This is a genomic window from Pseudonocardia xinjiangensis, assembly GCF_050948425.1.
In the GTDB taxonomy this organism is placed as follows: Bacteria; Actinomycetota; Actinomycetes; order Mycobacteriales; family Pseudonocardiaceae; genus Pseudonocardia; species Pseudonocardia xinjiangensis.
Genome location: NZ_CP192009.1, coordinates 5,012,203 through 5,025,069, shown reverse-complemented (window position 1 = coordinate 5,025,069; position 12,867 = coordinate 5,012,203). Strand labels below are relative to the sequence as shown.

Genomic DNA, 12,867 nt, shown 5'->3' with positions numbered 1-12,867 from the left:
GCCGGTGTCGCAGCCGATCCATCGCAGCCGCCTCGTCTGTTATGCGTTACGCGACGTTGTTGATCGAGTCGATGTGTATCACGGCTTACGTGGTGCTTCGGGCGTTTCGGCGCCGGGCGCGGCGTATCTCGCGGTTGAGCCGCTCGCCGCCCGCGTCGAGTCTCGTGAATCAATGAAACGTGAATGATGTTTGTGTTCCTGCCCCTGGGCCGGCCCAGGGGTGCCGTCCGCGCGTCCGTGTACGCGGCGCGCTTCGAAATCGAGGAGAAGCGATGCTTAGCTTGAGTGACAACGAGCAACTCACAAGGGTCGGGCCAGGGACGCCGATGGGGTCAATGATGCGCGAATACTGGATGCCCGCGCTGGTGTCCACCGAGTTGCCTGCGCCTGATTGTGACCCGGTGCGGGTTCTCCTTCTGGGCGAACGTTTCATCGCGTTCCGCGACAGCTCCGGGTCGGTGGGGATGCTGTCTGCGCAGTGTCCCCACCGTGGCGCTTCGTTGTTCTTCGGACGCAACGAGGACGGCGGTCTGAGATGCGTCTACCACGGTTGGAAGTTCGATGTCTCGGGGCGGTGCCTCGACATGCCGAACGAGCCAGCCGAGAGCAATTACAAGGACAAGATTCGAGCCAAGTCCGTGCCGGTTATCGAGCGGGGTGGGCTCGTGTGGGCATACCTCGGCTCCCAAGCTGAGCCGCCGCCGTTACCTGCGTTGGAGTTCTTCGACGAGGCGCCGAGCGAGACAAGGTCCGTGCACGTCTTCCAGCTCAATTGCAACTGGCTCCAGGCTCTTGAGGGCGACATCGACACAAGCCACTTCGGATTTCTGCATACCGGGCATCTGAAGAACGAAGTTGCGCCTGCGGGCACCTTCCTTCGCCACATGCTGGAGGACAGGGCTCCGAGGTATAAAGTGGTCGACACCGAATTCGGCGCGTCCTACGGCGCTTATCGACCCGCTGGCAACGATCAAGAGCTCTACTGGCGCATCGCCCACTACTTGTTCCCGTTCTACACGATGATCCCCACCGGGCTTCTCGGGACCACCAAAACTGTCACTGCACGTGTCCCCCTCGACGACGAGCATACATTGGTCTACCTGGCCTCCGCGGGGGAGGTGGCGAGCGATCTCGCGATCGGCGACAGCACTTACGATGGGCTCAAGCTCCTTCCAAACACAACCGATTGGTACGGCCGATTCCGCTCCAGTCGTTCGCTCGACAATGACTATGAAATCGACCGGGAAGCCCAACGCAACGGGCGCAGTTTCACAGGTCTCGAAGGTGTCCCCCTTGAGGACCGGGCGATCAATGAGAGCATGGGAGCCATCTTAGACCGCCGCCATGAACATCTTGGAAGCTCCGACGTCATGGTCATCCGCGTCCGGCGTAGGATCTTGCGAGCTCTGCGCGCATTTGTCGATAGCGGCGATCTCCCGCCGGGGGTCAATGAGCCCGATGTTTACCGGCAGCGCTCCGGCGGGGTTGTGCTGCCGGTAGGCGCCGACTGGCTTACCGCGACACAAGGGCTCCGTGACGGCACCGAGGCGCCGACGGCCGATCCCGCGCTGGCTGCCGGTGTCTGAGATCAGGCAAGACGCCGAATGCACCGCTGCAGGCGGTGCCCTCGAACGCGCATTGTCCATTCCTTACATGCTGGACGTGTCCACTCGCGAATCTGAAAGCGGCGAGTGGGTCGTCCGCCTCGAATACCCGGAACTGGCCGGCTGTGTCGCTGAGAGCGGGTACGCTCTCGACGCCCACGAAAAGCTCGAACGGCTGCGCGAGCAATGGTTGCAGCATCGAGTGGAGACTCACCAGGAGATCCCGACACCGCGTCCATCGCTGAGGTCGTGACAGGTCGACGGTTTCCCGCGTGGAAGCGGGAAGCAATGCTTCCGCGCTCGGCGCGAATTCCACCGCACCTAGGGGGCACGGTAATGATTGAAGCTTCGGCAGAGGCGAAAGATCCGACTTTGGCTCAGAAGAAGGTGAGCAGCGCGCGGGTACTTGCAGCCGCGACGCTCGGCCCGACGGTAGAATGGTACGACTTCTTCATCTATGGCACTGCCGCCGCACTGATCTTCTCGCACGTCTTCTTCCCGAACAGCGATCCGGCGACGGGCACGCTTATCGCATTCGCTGCCTTCGGTGCAGGATTCCTTATGCGCCCACTTGGTGCGCTGATCATTGGGCATTTCGGTGACAGGTACGGACGCCGGCCGATGCTTGTAGCGACGGTCCTACTCATGGGAGGCGCAACCGTCGCGATCGGGCTCCTGCCGTCCTACGCAGCGATCGGGATCTGGGCGCCTTCGCTCCTCGTGCTACTTCGGCTGCTCCAGGGCTTCGCCGTCGGGGGCGAGTGGGGAGGCGCTGCACTTCTGGCCGTTGAACACGCCCCGCCGCACCGCCGCACTTTCTACGGCTCCTTCCCTCAGGCAGCCGTCCCCGCCGCCTATCTCATCTCGGCGGCAGTATTCTTCGTACTCCAAGGCGCGCTGGATGGGCAGGCGCTTCTCGCATGGGGCTGGCGAGTCCCGTTCTTGCTCAGCATCGTGGTCGTGGCCATTGCCGTCTTTGTGCGTTCGGGCGTGACGGAAAGTCCGGAGTTCGCAGCCAAGAGTAAGAAGGCGGGGAAGGCGCCCCTTCTCCAGGTTTTGACCAAGTACCCTCGCACTGTCGCGCTGACCATCGGTGCGACGATTGTGACGAGCACGGACTTCTATATTGGCCAGGTGTTCCTGCTGTCCTATGCCACGGCGAAGGCCGGAGTGTCGGCACCGTCGATGCTCCTTATAACTGTCATCGGTTCGGCGGTTAACGCTGGAATGACATTCATTGCTGGCTATCTGGCCGACTGGATCGGCAACCGAACGGTTTTTTTCGTCGGGGTCGCCGGGTTGGCTCTACTTGCCTTCCCAACGTACCTGATCGTCAATACTGGATCCTTCGCGGCGATCCTCGCCGTGCGCCTTCTCGGCAATGCTTTCAACGCCGCGGCGTACGCGCCGTTCGCTGCGCTCCTTGCCGCCGCCTTCAGCGTCAAGGTGCGGTACACCGGGGTATCACTGAGCTACCAGGTCGCAGCGATTCTAGGCGGCGGGTTCGCGCCGTTCATCGCACAAGCCCTGCTAACCGCGACGGGCACGTGGATGGCCGTCGCCGGATACTCTGTCGCGGTGTGCGTGATCAGCTTCGTCTCCATGAGCCTGCTCGGTAAGGCATCAAAGGAGAACCGCGATCAGGCCGTACTGCCCGCGGTGGCCTGAGCCGATCGATCTGAGATCTAGCTGCTGGTCCCCATGGCGACCGTCACGTGACCCGTTGGGGGGCGAGCGGTGCTCCCGCTCGCCCGCCCCATCGTCCTTCCGAGTCGAACGGCGAGTTCGGTGGCCTCGCGACAAATGGTGGCCGTGGGGGAGTCAGGAACGGTCCCGGCCTGACTGCTGTGCACCGCGCTGAAGACTTCGGTAAGTTGTCTTCTCGCCGTGAAAGGATGCTTGTGCCGCTCACCTTGCCCGGCATTGAAACAGCTACTGCTGGCACCGGCGCCTTCCCGCTCGACTTCAGCGTGGTTCGCCGCCGACACGTAGCTGATCCGGTTATCACGCTCGTTCTCGCGGCACCGGCAGGGAATAGGTCATGATGGACTCACGCGAGGCGGACACGGAGGCTGGCGAAGCGGCGGTCGTCTCACGCCGTGGTCGGCAGCTGGATCCTGCGCTCGACGAAGCGATCGTCAAGGCCACGCGTCGGAGGCTGGTCCTCGACGGCTACTCGAAGATGACCATCGGGGACATCGCCGCCGATGCCGGCGTGTCTCGGCCGACGATCTACCGGCGCTGGCCGGGCAAGCTTGCGCTCACCATCAGGGCGATCGACTTCGGGTTCGGTGTCCAACGGGACACCGATACCGACCTGAGGCTCGAGGAGCTCTCGGCGCCCGAGGCGTTGATCGAGGCCGTCCGCCGGCTGAACCCATATCACTTCAACCCGGACGCGATGGTCCTCATGGGCAACCTCATGGGCGAGACGATTCGGACGCCGGAGCTGCTCGCGATCGTCTTCGAGCACGCCGTCGAGCCCAGGCTGGGCCTCCTCGAGGGCGTGCTCGCCGACCTGCAGAAGCGCGGCGAGGTGCGGGCCGACATCGATCGGCACACCATCGCCACCCTGTGCTTCGGCAGCTACTTCGGGGCGTTCCTCCGAGCCGAGCACGACAGCAACGGCCTTGCCGAGCAGGTTGTCGCCGTGCTGTGGCCGGGGATCGCCGTGCAGCAGTGACAGCTCCACACCGGCTCGGTGCGCCGTAGCAGATCCGCTGCCCGCAGCGAGGTGGGCAGGCGCTTCGCGCCGCCCGGGTCAGGTGGTGGGTGGACGAGCCGGAGTTCGGCTATGCCGAGCGGGGCCGGCGGGCCGAAGAGCTGCGCAGCAGAGCCATTGATGTTCGCCCCGTTGTGAGCGCGGCGCGGTTTCCGGGCGGACCAGGTCGGGTCGGACACGCGCCAACAGTTCTTCAGGGGCGTTGACGACCATGCGCTCGGGGGTCAACTTCGTCATTCTTGGCTGTCGTGGTTCGGGTCGGTTCTTTCGGTCGGGTGTGGCTGGTATGTCCATCCGGCGATCACGTCGCGTCCATGGGCGATGGCGAGGTCGAGTAGGCCGGGGAAGCGAGCGTCGAGGTCGTCTCGGCGCAGCCGGTTCAGGCGTCGGGTTCCCTGGTCTCGCTGATGTATCACTCCGGCTTCTCGGAGGATCTTGAAATAGGCGCTCTGTGTGGACTTACTCACCGGTGTGGTGATGGTTCCGCACGCCAGCTCGCCGTCGGGTTCGGCGTCTGCCAGGCGAGCGACGACACCCAGGCGCCCCGGATCGCCGAGCGCTCCCAAGACGCGGGCGAGGACCAGTTCCCCTCGATCGGGATGCACGAGGTCGATTGCTGTTCGGCTTGCCACACGGTCATGGTAGCTCAGCATGTTCGTACCGTCCGAACATGTGCTATGTTCGGGACATCCGAACATATGCGAGCTAAGGGAGCTGATGTTGCTCAGCCGCTTCCACGCCGCCACTGAGGGCCGCCTATCAGGTGGCGGCCGGGACGGTTTACCGATCTCCGATTTACCGCGTGCCAGGCAGGTGCACGACTCCACCGGACGGTGGCGGTTCTGGTTGATCGCATACAGCCTGGTGATCTTGAACACCGGCTCTAACCTGTCGACCCCGTTGTATCGGGACTACCAGGCAAGGTTCGGGTTCTCTCCGCTGGTGGTCACCCTGATCTTCGCCGCGTACGTGGCGGTGCTGATTCCTTCCTTGTTGATATTGGGGCCCTTGTCAGACGTGATCGGCCGTCGTCGGCTGCTGTTACCCGCGCTGGGAGTAGCGGCGGCGGGTTCCCTGGTATTCGCGTTCGCCAGTCAGACGTGGTGGCTCTTCGCCGGTCGGGTCCTGCAGGGCCTTGCGTTGGGGGCCGCCGTTGGCCCGATGACGGCGGTGTTGACTGAACTCGAGCCAAGCGGTAACCGGCGCAAGGCCACACTGGTATCGACCGTGGCATCGATGGGTGGGCTGGGGCTCGGGCCGCTGTTGGCCGGGGCGCTCGCTCAGTACGCTCCCGCTCCAGCTGTGCTGCCTTACATGGCCCACATCGTGCTGCTGGCACCGGTCGCTGCCGCTGTAGCCATCCTGCCGGCAGGGCGGCGGCCGAGCATTCGGTGGCGGCCCCGGCGCCCTCAGATACCTGAAGCGGCTCGGTCGGTGCTCGCGTCCAGTGGGACGTCCAGCTTCCTGGCCTTCACCGTAGTCGGCCTGTTCCTTACTTTCATTCCCGCCTACATCACGACACTATCGGGCAGTGCCAACCTGCTGATCGGTGGTGCCGCCGTGGGACTGTTCGTTATCTTCTCCGTCCTCGCGCAGTTTGCTGGGTACGGCAAACCGGTGCGCAACCTGCAACTCACCGGGCTGCCGCTCCTGGCGGTCGGGCTGGCATTAATCGCCGTCGCGGGTCAAGTATCGTCCCTGTTCGTGCTGGTCGTTGCGACCGCGCTCGTTGGTGGCGGCCATGGTCTGACCTTCCTGAGCGGACTCACCGCATTCAACGAGGCCGCGCCCGCGCGGCACCATGCTGAGGTCGTGTCCAGCTTTTGGGTGATCAATTATCTTGGTATCGGTCTGCCGGTGATCGGCGTGGGATTCTTCGCCACCGTGATCGGCCTGCTACCGGCCGTGCGGTACTTTGCCGGTCTCGTGGCCACGGTCTGCCTGGTCCTACCGGTCATCCTGATGCGTCGTGGGAAGTACACCGCCGCACAAATTGACGTCGAGGACGGATGAATTGCCCGTCGAGCTAGTTGTATCCGACTACGCAGGCTCTCCTGCGTCACGCGAATACGAAGGAACAAGACGTCTACCAGACGAACTCAACCAAGGAGGAGTAATGATGTCAGATAAAACTTGGGACGAAGATATCCTTGGGTATCTAAAGAACTTGTCGAACTGGGGACGCTGGGGCGACGATGACCGCCTTGGGACGCTGAACCTGATCACCAAAGATGTGCGGATTGCCGCGGCGCGCACCGTGCGGGACGGAACCGCGGTATCGTTGTCGTGCAACCTGGATCCGCAAAGCTCAGATCCGCGTGAACATGGAACGCTGATTCAACGCTACATGCAACTCAACGAGATCGAGGCCATTTTCGGCCAGTCCGGACGTTTTGACGCGGTGCGCGAGTATGTGGGAATAATCGCTCACGGAACGGTCACTCACCTGGATGGCCTGGGCCATTTCTCGTGGGACGGTAAGAGCTACAACGGCTTCGATGCCTCTGAAGTTCGCACCGTGGGCGGCTCTACCCGGCTGTCCGTCCACCACGCTTCTGGGGGAATCATTACCCGTGGTGTTCTGCTAGATATTCCCGCCCTGCTCGGTCTGCCATGGCTCGAGCCCGGGCACGCCGTTAGCCCTGACGAGCTCAAGGCCGCCGAGAGGCGCCAGGGCGTCATCGTGGGTGCAGGAGACGCCCTGTTCGTCTATACCGGGAATTACGCCCGAGAGGCGGCCGAGGGGCGGCATCCCGCGGGCCATGCCGCCGGGCTCAGTGCAGCGACGCTGCCGTTCCTCCGTGAACGAGACGTCGCACTGCTCGGCGTGGACGGTCAGCCGGAGGTCAGCCCAGCCGAGTCGCGTACCTTCGACTTCCGTATGCCCATCCATACCGTCAGCCTGGTGGCGATGGGGCTCTGGCTTCTCGACAACGCAGCCTTGGACGAGCTCGCGCAGACGTGCCAGGCGAAGAACAAATGGGAGTTCCTGCTCTCGCTGTTGCCGTGGCGGATGGTCGGCGCAACATCAGACGCCGTCAATCCAGTCGCCGTCTTCTGACCCGCGGGAGCGCCCCTGAATGAGGTCAAAGCGAACGCGTCGAGATCGGATAACGCACGCTGTCTCAAGGCGTCCGCTGGGGATTCCAGCGCGTTCCTGCTCGGTGTTGTCAACCGAGTTCACGAACAAGGTCCCACGAAGACGATGCCAGCCCGACCGCCGGCAAGAATTCGACGGTGAGGTCGATGACGCCACAAGTCGTGGCCGTGGCTGGCAACTAGCTGACGTAGATTTCCCCGGGCTGCGACCAGAACTGAACGGGCCCGCACGATGCTGAAGGAGAGCACGTGACCCAGACCGAGACACCGCCGCCTGTTGACATGACCAACCGCTCTGGGGTGATCACCGGGGCGGGAAGTGGGATCGGCCGCGCGCTGGCCGAACAGTTCGGCCGGCGCGGCGCCCGGTTGCTGTTGGTGGGGCGCCGTGAGCAGGCGTTGCGGGAGACCGCCTCGGCGGTGGCGCGGGCCGGCGGCGCAGCGGAAGTGCTGGACGTCGACATCACCGCCGTGGGCGCCGCGGAGAAGGTTGCCGACACAGCGCGCACGGTTCTGCACAGGGTCGATCTGTTGATCAACAATGCCGGGAACGTGAGCGCCGGCCGGCTCGAAGACTGCGATGTCGCGGACGTGCGTGCGATGGTGGATCTCAACTTGACCGCGCCGATCCTGCTCACTCGCGCCTTGCTGCCCGATCTACGCGCGGCCGCCCAACCCGAGCGCTCGGCCGGCATGGGCGGCCCCGGCCGGCGGCGCGGCAGCATCGTGCTGGGTATCTCCAGCGGCGCCGCACTGGTCCCCTTGCCCTTCTACGCCACCTACGCGGCGACCAAGACGGGCCTGGCCGCGTTTGGTCACGCGCTGCGCCGGGAGCTTTACGGCACCGGCGTGCACGTCGCCACCAGCTATCCCGGGGCCACGGCCACTGCGATGATGGACAGCTCGACCGCGGGCGAGGACCTCGGTTTCGGCCGCCGCCCGGTCGAAGAGGTGGTGACCGAGCTACTCGACGCGCTCGGCCGCGCCGAGCACGAAATCAACACCAGCCAGCCCACCCGGCGAGCGATGCAACGGCTACACGCCAGTGACCCACTCGCCGTCGACGCAGCGCTCGCGCCCCGGCTATCTGAGCTCGACGCCACCGTGCGCCACCACCGCAGCATCTGACCCACCACGTTCGACCGCCCAGAGGGACGCGGCCACTACCGTCGCCGCGTGAGCCGCTGCTCCTCGTAGTAGCGCGGTAGCCGAGGGTATACGCCGGTACGCTCCGCGAGCTCTCCGATTCTCATGTGCTCACGCCGCCACTTGACCTTCACATCAATGTGAGTGTTCAGACTCGCTGGAGTCGCTGCCGCAGTCGAAACCGGCACAAGTGCGGTCCAGCTCGCCTGCCGAAAAGCAATCCCAATGACGAAGGAGACGCTAATCATGTTTGAGGACTCTGGTCCGGTCTTGTCCGATGATCTGCTCAAGACGTTGCACTCGCGTGCGGGTGACTACGACCGGGAGAACGCGTTTTTCGCTGAGGACTTGGCGGATCTGCGCGAGGCTGGGTACCTGCGGGCTGCCATTCCCGTCGATCGCGGCGGGCTGGGGCTCGGTCTCGCGGAGCTCAGCCGGGAACAGCGGCGGCTGGGTTACTGGGCGCCGGCAACCGGGGTGGGCATCACCATGCATCTGTACTGGACCGGGGCGACTGCGGACCTCGCCCGGGCCGGGGACGCCGGGGTGGACTGGTTGGTTGAGGACATCGTGGCCGGCAAGGTGTTTGCCGCTGGCCACGGTGAACCCCGCAACGACGTGGGTCTGTTCGACTCGTTGACCGCGGCGGTCCCCGTGTCGGGCGGCTACCTGGTCAGCGGGCGCAAGGTGTTCACGTCCCTCTCCCCGGCCTGGGACTGGCTGGGCATCCACGCCCGCGACGACAGCGACCCGAGCCATCCCACGGTGGTCCACGGGTTCGTTGCGCGCGGCAGCGAGGGTGTGCGTACCGTGCCCACCTGGGACGCCCTCGGCTTGCGCGCCACGGCGAGTCACGACACGCGCCTGGACAACGTGTTCGTTCCGCACGAGCGGGTCATCGGGATCAGTGAGGTGGGCGCGCTGCCCGCCGGGTTCGTCTCCGCCATCCTGCCGTGGGTGCTGCCCATGTTGGGCAACGTCTACCTGGGCCTGGGCCGCCGGGCGGTGGACCTGGCACTGGACACCGCGCGGCGGCGCACGACCAGGAGCACCGGTGACGCCCCGGTGGCCACGAAACCCTTCGTCCAGTATCTGGCGGCCGAGGCCGAGCTGGTCCTGGAGGGGGCGACAGCGCAGCTGGACGAGCTGACCGCCGGCCTGACCGCTGGGGTGGACTACGGCGAGCGGACCTTGCCCCGGCTGTTCGCGGCGAAGGAGAACGCCACCCGCGCCGCGCGTCAGGCCACCGAACTGGCGATGGAGATCGTCGGTGCCAGCTCGCTGCACCGGCGTGGCGAGCTGGAGCGGCTCTACCGCGACGTGCGGGCCGGAGGGTTCCATCCGCCCAACAGCGAGGCGGTGCACAACTTCATCGGCCGCTCCGCGCTCGGGCTGCTGTAGCCGTGGCCGTCGCAGACGTCGCCGCGCCGGACGGGCACCGCGAGATCCGGCTGATGGGCCGCGCCGCTGACCGGATCAGCGGGGTACTCATGATTCCGGCCGGCGATGTGGAGTCCGAGCTGCTGAAGAATCCCGGCGCCGAGGACGTCGCCCTCATCGGTTATCCGGGCGAAAACTACAAAGACCTGGCGTGCGCGGTGATCCTCCCGGCCACCGAGCCGCCGATCACCCTCGACCAGCTGCGCAAGTTGAGGGAGTCCTAGGTTGCGTGCCGAATCGATTCGGTCGTCGAATGTTGCAGCGCTGAGGTTCCGCGCCGCAGGGCTTTGGCGCCAGTCGGGCGCCATACCCGACTTGTGCCGGTGGCGGGACCTGACACCGGACGCGCCGGCGATCATGGCTTACCGGGCCGATGAGGGGTCGACCCGGATCAGCTACGCCGAATACGCCCGTTATGTCGAGCGGTTCGCGGCCGCGTTGGACGAGCTGGGGGTGCGGCCGGGGCAGGTGGTGGCGTGTCAGCTGCCGAACTGGTGGCAGGCGCAGGTGCTGCTGCTGGCCGGCGCCCGGCTGCAGGCGGTGCTGGCGCCGATCATGACCACGATCCGCCCGCGGGAGCTGGAGCGGATGCTGCGCCGGCTCGGCGCGAGGGTCTGCGTCACGGTGGACGAGTGGGCCGGGTTCGCCCACGCGGCGGCGCTGGCTGAAATCGCTCCCCGACTGCCCGAGCTGCGTCACCGGGTGGTGATGGGAAGAGCGGCCGACGGTGAGATCGATTTTCGGTCGTTCTTCGAGGAGACGCCCTGGGAGCAGCGCCACCCGGTGGCTTTGGACGACGCACGGGAGGACCCGGATCGCGTCGCCATGGTCCTCTTCACGTCCGGCACCTCGGGCGAGCCGAAGGGCGCGCTGCACACCCAGAACACGTTGCACGCGTCTGCGTCCGGCGTCGGCGAGGCGGACGACACGGGGCCCGACGATGTGCTCTTCACCCCGCACGCGCTGATGCACGTCATGGGGCAGATTTCCGCCCGGGCCGCCTTGCTGGCCGGCGCGTCCACGGTCCAGCTCGACGCCTGGTCCGGCGCGCGGGGCCTACAGGTGCTGGCGGACAGCGGCACCACCGCGTTCGTGGCCGCGCCGAGCTTCGTCTACGACATGATCGCGTCCACCGGCGGGACGCGCCCGCATCTGCCGGCCCTCCGGACGGTGCGCTGCACCGGCACGACAGTCCCGCAGTCACTCGTCGCACAGGTGCCGGACGTCTTCGGCGCGCGTCTGCTGAGCGCATGGGGGATGACCGAGATCGGCATCGGAACGATGACTCGCGGCGATGACGCGCCGGACTGGGCCGCGCACAGCGACGGCCGCCCCGTCAGCGCCATCGAGCTCGACCTGCGCTCGGACACCGAGATCACGAAGGACCGGCCCGGCAGGCTGTACGTGCGCGGCGCCGGGGTGTGCCTGGCCACGGTCGGGCGGGACTCCGGCACGCTGACCGTCATCGCCGAGCACGACGAGGGCTGGTACGACACCGGCGACCTCGCCGTGCCGGACGGGCGCGGCGGGATCCGGCTGATGGGCCGCGCCGGTGACCGGATCGGCGGGGTGTTCATGATCCCGGTCAACGACGTCGAGTCCGAGCTGCTCAAGAACCCCGGCGTCGAGGACGTCGCCCTCGTCGGCTACCCGGACGGCAAGGGCGGGGAGCTGGCGTGCGCCGTGGTCGTCCCGGCCACCGAGCCGCCGGTCACCCTGGACGAGCTGCGCCAGTACCTCACCAACGAGGACATGACCGAGTGGTACCTGCCAACCCGAGTGGAGTACGTCGAAGCTCTGCCGCGCAACGACAACGGCAAGGTGCGCAAGGAGCTGCTCCGGCGCTGGCTGGTGGGGGGGCATCCCTCACCAGCGAGTGAGATAAGGCCACGCCGACGTGATCGATCCCCGGAGAACACGACAGTCGGCCCCCGCCGGGTGGCGTGAGCGCCCTGCTCGGAGTCAGGTCCGCGCAGTGTTCGGGCAGCGAGCCTTCGCCACCGCCGCCGTTGGATCTCCCACGAGTGGCACCATCGTCCACTTCACCGCGTGCTGCGCCGGTTCGGGGACGATGCGGTCTTCGCCCCGATGTTCGACAAGCTGGCCACCGATGCTGTCGGGCGTCGCGACCGGGGCACGACTCATCAAGAACGACTGATCCGCGACAGCTGTGCCCGTGCCAGCCACTACAAAGCCGAACCGGGATCCCATAACGCGGCGATCATGTCAGGAGGGGACAAGTGATGGCGATCCATCCGCGAGAGCTCCGGCAATGTCTGGGGCATTTCACCACCGGGGTGACGGTGGTCACCTGCCGTGGTGAGGACGGAGCACCCCACGGGGTGACGGTGAATGCGTTCACCGCGGTGTCCCTCGAGCCTCCTCTGGTGCTGGTGTCGCTGGACCGGCGGTCGCAGGTCTGTGGCCTGGTCGAGTCGCGACCGTTCACGGTCAACGTGCTCGAGGCAACGCAGAAGGACCTCGCGCTGCACTTCGCCGGCAAACCCAACCAAGACGTGGAGTGGGCGGCGGACAGCGATTGCGGCTCTCCGCGATTAGGTGGAACGCTGGCGCATATCTCGTGCGTGCCATGGCAGCACTACAACGGCGGTGATCACGTGCTATATCTGGGTGAGGTGCAGGAGTTCCGCATCTACGACGGACAACCCTTACTGTTTCACACCGGGAAATTTCACCACCTGGGCGGCAATTGCGAGCCAGTGCTCTGGGACGACTCGGCCGACGGACCCGGCGGCATTTCCTGGTTCTCCTCCGCTGGCTCTTGACGCCCTTCGACCCGAGTCGTCCGCATTAATCCAGCACCACATTGGGTCGCTTCCAGTGCCGAGCGACGGC

General features: G+C 65.8%; 14 protein-coding genes. 13 read left to right on the top strand and 1 reads right to left on the bottom strand.

What is annotated here, in order from left to right; genetic code table 11:
* Nucleotides 1-4 precede the first annotated feature (4 nt).
* The 5 genes from ACQPZA_RS23660 to ACQPZA_RS23640 all read left to right on the top strand — a co-directional run bounded on the left by ACQPZA_RS23660 (nt 5) and on the right by ACQPZA_RS23640 (nt 4,287).
* Nucleotides 5-187: a hypothetical protein gene (locus tag ACQPZA_RS23660; protein WP_433273860.1), complete on the top strand. Its 183-nt coding sequence runs from the start codon at nt 5-7 to the stop codon at nt 185-187.
* 148 nt (nt 188-335) lie between these two features.
* Nucleotides 336-1,586, top strand: a complete 1,251-nt coding sequence (locus ACQPZA_RS23655; protein ID WP_433273858.1) for a Rieske 2Fe-2S domain-containing protein — start codon at nt 336-338, stop codon at nt 1,584-1,586.
* A gap of 67 nt (nt 1,587-1,653) precedes the next feature.
* Nucleotides 1,654-1,857, top strand: coding sequence for a hypothetical protein (locus tag ACQPZA_RS23650; RefSeq protein ID WP_433273856.1), 204 nt, complete (start codon nt 1,654-1,656; stop codon nt 1,855-1,857).
* Nucleotides 1,858-1,940: 83 nt separating this feature from the next.
* Nucleotides 1,941-3,272: an MFS transporter gene (locus ACQPZA_RS23645; protein WP_433273854.1), complete on the top strand. Its 1,332-nt coding sequence runs from the start codon at nt 1,941-1,943 to the stop codon at nt 3,270-3,272.
* Nucleotides 3,273-3,645: 373 nt separating this feature from the next.
* On the top strand, nt 3,646-4,287 hold the full coding sequence (locus tag ACQPZA_RS23640; protein ID WP_433273852.1) for a TetR/AcrR family transcriptional regulator: 642 nt from the start codon (nt 3,646-3,648) through the stop codon (nt 4,285-4,287).
* A gap of 272 nt (nt 4,288-4,559) precedes the next feature.
* Here the strand turns inward: ACQPZA_RS23640 and ACQPZA_RS23635 are convergent, their stop codons facing one another.
* Complete coding sequence (locus ACQPZA_RS23635) at nt 4,560-4,979, bottom strand: ArsR/SmtB family transcription factor (RefSeq protein WP_433273850.1); 420 nt, start codon at nt 4,977-4,979, stop codon at nt 4,560-4,562.
* Between the two features lie 64 nt (nt 4,980-5,043).
* Between ACQPZA_RS23635 and ACQPZA_RS23630 the strand changes: the two genes are divergently transcribed.
* The 8 genes from ACQPZA_RS23630 to ACQPZA_RS23595 all read left to right on the top strand — a co-directional run bounded on the left by ACQPZA_RS23630 (nt 5,044) and on the right by ACQPZA_RS23595 (nt 12,797).
* Nucleotides 5,044-6,339 (top strand): MFS transporter, encoded by a 1,296-nt coding sequence (locus ACQPZA_RS23630; protein ID WP_433273848.1) that lies wholly within the window; start codon nt 5,044-5,046, stop codon nt 6,337-6,339.
* A gap of 103 nt (nt 6,340-6,442) precedes the next feature.
* The gene (locus ACQPZA_RS23625) at nt 6,443-7,387 is read left to right on the top strand and encodes a cyclase family protein (RefSeq protein ID WP_433273846.1); all 945 of its coding nucleotides are present in this window, start codon (nt 6,443-6,445) and stop codon (nt 7,385-7,387) included.
* 287 nt (nt 7,388-7,674) lie between these two features.
* The gene (locus ACQPZA_RS23620; protein ID WP_433273844.1) at nt 7,675-8,553 is read left to right on the top strand and encodes an SDR family NAD(P)-dependent oxidoreductase; all 879 of its coding nucleotides are present in this window, start codon (nt 7,675-7,677) and stop codon (nt 8,551-8,553) included.
* 288 nt (nt 8,554-8,841) lie between these two features.
* Nucleotides 8,842-9,972 carry an acyl-CoA dehydrogenase family protein gene (locus tag ACQPZA_RS23615; protein WP_433273842.1) on the top strand — a complete coding sequence of 377 codons (1,131 nt, stop codon included), beginning with the start codon at nt 8,842-8,844 and terminating at the stop codon, nt 9,970-9,972.
* A 2-nt stretch (nt 9,973-9,974) separates the two neighbouring features.
* Complete coding sequence (locus ACQPZA_RS23610) at nt 9,975-10,235, top strand: hypothetical protein (RefSeq protein ID WP_433273840.1); 261 nt, start codon at nt 9,975-9,977, stop codon at nt 10,233-10,235.
* A 1-nt stretch (nt 10,236) separates the two neighbouring features.
* Nucleotides 10,237-11,958: an AMP-binding protein gene (locus ACQPZA_RS23605; protein WP_433273838.1), complete on the top strand. Its 1,722-nt coding sequence runs from the start codon at nt 10,237-10,239 to the stop codon at nt 11,956-11,958.
* A 102-nt stretch (nt 11,959-12,060) separates the two neighbouring features.
* Nucleotides 12,061-12,255, top strand: coding sequence for a hypothetical protein (locus tag ACQPZA_RS23600; protein ID WP_433273836.1), 195 nt, complete (start codon nt 12,061-12,063; stop codon nt 12,253-12,255).
* The gene (locus tag ACQPZA_RS23595; RefSeq protein ID WP_433273834.1) at nt 12,255-12,797 is read left to right on the top strand and encodes a flavin reductase family protein; all 543 of its coding nucleotides are present in this window, start codon (nt 12,255-12,257) and stop codon (nt 12,795-12,797) included. The genes ACQPZA_RS23600 and ACQPZA_RS23595 overlap by 1 nt, the downstream gene beginning before the upstream one ends.
* Nucleotides 12,798-12,867: the final 70 nt, after the last annotated feature.

Coding starts and splice junctions, on each gene's coding strand:
- ACQPZA_RS23655 (WP_433273858.1), top strand. CDS start 336: ATGATGCGCGAATACTGGATGCCCGCGCTGGTGTCCACCGAGTTGCCT.
- ACQPZA_RS23650 (WP_433273856.1), top strand. CDS start 1,654: ATGCTGGACGTGTCCACTCGCGAATCTGAAAGCGGCGAGTGGGTCGTC.
- ACQPZA_RS23645 (WP_433273854.1), top strand. CDS start 1,941: ATGATTGAAGCTTCGGCAGAGGCGAAAGATCCGACTTTGGCTCAGAAG.
- ACQPZA_RS23640 (WP_433273852.1), top strand. CDS start 3,646: ATGATGGACTCACGCGAGGCGGACACGGAGGCTGGCGAAGCGGCGGTC.
- ACQPZA_RS23635 (WP_433273850.1), bottom strand. CDS start 4,979: ATGCTGAGCTACCATGACCGTGTGGCAAGCCGAACAGCAATCGACCTC.
- ACQPZA_RS23630 (WP_433273848.1), top strand. CDS start 5,044: ATGTTGCTCAGCCGCTTCCACGCCGCCACTGAGGGCCGCCTATCAGGT.
- ACQPZA_RS23625 (WP_433273846.1), top strand. CDS start 6,443: ATGATGTCAGATAAAACTTGGGACGAAGATATCCTTGGGTATCTAAAG.
- ACQPZA_RS23595 (WP_433273834.1), top strand. CDS start 12,255: ATGGCGATCCATCCGCGAGAGCTCCGGCAATGTCTGGGGCATTTCACC.